A 2,426-nucleotide genomic window follows, 5' to 3' on the forward strand; every position below is an offset into this window, starting at 1 on the left:
AGTGCGATTCGTTTAGTCAAAATGAGTAACAATACTCAAGGATGGCTAGTATGGCTCCAAAAGCCATAACAACTAAATACATATTTGGGTGCGGGTCATCCCAAGTCCCAGTCCGCAAGTGCAGCGGTAAAAGCATATCCCCTATCGTGTTAAGTAGCAACTGACAAGGTAAAGCGGGGATAAAAGGCAGACTACTGGTAGCCGAAACTGGTAACTGTCGAGCAAGAGTTCATGTGTAGCGAAAGCAAAGATGTGTCTGAACCATCGTTATTTTAGATGGTCTAACGGCTCAATCTAGAATAAACCCGTTGGAAAACACGGTAAAGACTGATTAAGACCAAGCCAAAAGGCAAGGATAGGGCATAGGCAATTTTTTGTTTGACCTATAAGCACCGCCCATAAACCCGGTGGATAGCATCACACTAAAAACTCAATCAATGTGTATTTGGAACGAAGTAACTCCCATATATTTCTGGAAACAGGTCGTTTACCAGTAAGTAGCTAACGAATAATATATGAGAGAGGGATTGTGTCAGAAGCTAATGCTCTGTTGTAATGACAGAGATATGCAGACAGATGCACGGTAGCTTCAAAGATAGGAACTCATTAGCAATGAATAAGTCTAAAACGCAGGACAACCTGACGGTGGAATGGAATCAAATCAATTGGCGAAGAGCTGAAAGATTGACATTTAAGTTGCAAAAACGTATCTATCGAGCAAGTGAGCGTGGCGATGTTAAAGCAGTTCGGAAGCTTCAGAAGACCTTGATTAATTCATGGTCTAATAAGGTTTTAGCGGTACGACGAGTCACGCAAGACAATACTGGTAAGCGTACAGCAGGTGTGGACGGTATTAAATTACTATCCCCAAGGCAACGAATTAAGCTAGTAAGTCAACTCAAAGCAACTGGTAAATCACAACCGACTCGTCGGGTAAGGATACCAAAACCAGGAACCAGTGAGTTTAGACCATTAGGAATACCCACAATGTACGACCGCGCCTTACAAGCAGTTGTGAAAGCAGCGCTTGAGCCAGAATGGGAGGCAAGATTCGAGCCAAACTCATATGGTTTTAGACCAGGTAGGTCGTGTCACGATGCAATAGAAGCTATCTTTAACAGTATCAGATACAAAGCCAAATATGTGCTGGACGCTGATATTGCCAAATGCTTTGACCGCATTAATCACAAAGCATTACTTGACAAAATCAATACCTATCCGCGACTCCGAAGACAAATTAAGTCGTGGCTTAAAAGTGGGGTATTAGACCAAGGTGAACTTTTTACGACCACTGAAGGTACGCCACAAGGAGGGGTCATTTCCCCGCTATTGGCTAACATAGCCCTTCATGGAATGGAAGAACGGGTTAAACAATTTGTAGGAAATTCCATTAACCAACGAAGAGAAATCAGTTTAATCCGATATGCTGATGATTTTGTGATTATTCACAAAAACATTGAAGTAATAATAACCTGTCAAAAGATAATTGCGGAATGGTTGAACGACTTTGGCTTAGAATTGAAGCCAAGTAAAACAAAATTAACCCACACCCTCAACAAATATAATGGAAATGTTGGGTTTGAGTTTTTAGGATTTCACGTACAGCAATATAAGGTAGGGAACTACCGAAGTGCTAAAAGTACACAAGGAATACCACTCGGTTTCAATACATTAATCACTCCGTCCCAGTCTAAAGTTAAAGCTCATCTTGTAAAAATTGAAGAAGTAATAGATACGCATAAAACCGCCCCTCAAGCTGCATTAATTAGTCGGCTGAATCCAATAATTAAGGGATGGTCAAACTATTACTCAACAGTAGTAAGTAAGAAAACCTTCACAAAAGTCGATAATCTTACCTACGACAAATTACGAGCCTGGGCAAGAACGAGGGGAAAAGGTAGCATCAATAAAGACAAATACTGGAGAACAGTAGATGACCGAAATTGGTGTTTCAGTACAGAAGAAGGCTTAGAATTAGCCCAACATCAAAAAACGCCAATAATAAGGCACATCAAGGTAAAAGGCAATTCAACACCTTACGACGGTGACTGGATTTATTGGAGCAAAAGACGTGGAGAATACCCTGAAACACCAACAAGAGTGGCAACACTTCTTAAGATACAAAAAGGTAAATGTACCCACTGTGGTCTGTACCTCACACCTACAGACATTGTAGAAGTTGACCATATCCAACCCCGCTCCCTAGGCGGTAAGGATGAATATAAAAACCTTCAACTTCTGCATAAGCACTGTCACGACACAAAAACGGAAAATGACGGTTCCCTATACAGGAATTATTGTAAAAATCCGTTTTGAGTTGTATCCTTAAAAAAAGGATGAAGATATCAAGGAGCGGAATGAAGCGAAAGCTTCACGTTCCGTTCTGAAGGAGAGGTAGGGGTAGAAATGCCCCTATCGACTCTAAC

At 41.2% G+C, this 2,426-nt stretch carries 1 protein-coding gene; it reads left to right on the top strand.

Annotation, left to right across the window (positions count from 1 at the left end; translation table 11 throughout):
* Positions 1-612: 612 nt before the first annotated feature.
* A complete protein-coding gene (gene ltrA / locus QUB77_RS31470) occupies positions 613-2,316 on the top strand; it encodes a group II intron reverse transcriptase/maturase (RefSeq protein WP_333180927.1) in 1,704 nt (567 codons plus the stop codon).
* The last annotated feature ends 110 nt before the right edge of the window (positions 2,317-2,426 follow it).

The sequence above is a fragment of the Microcoleus sp. AT9b-C3 genome (genome assembly GCF_036705485.1).
In the GTDB taxonomy this organism is placed as follows: Bacteria; Cyanobacteriota; Cyanobacteriia; order Cyanobacteriales; family Microcoleaceae; genus Microcoleus.

What these genes read in the sequence shown, in the direction of transcription:
- ltrA (WP_333180927.1), top strand. Translation starts at nt 613, where the DNA reads ATGAATAAGTCTAAAACGCAGGACAACCTGACGGTGGAATGGAATCAA.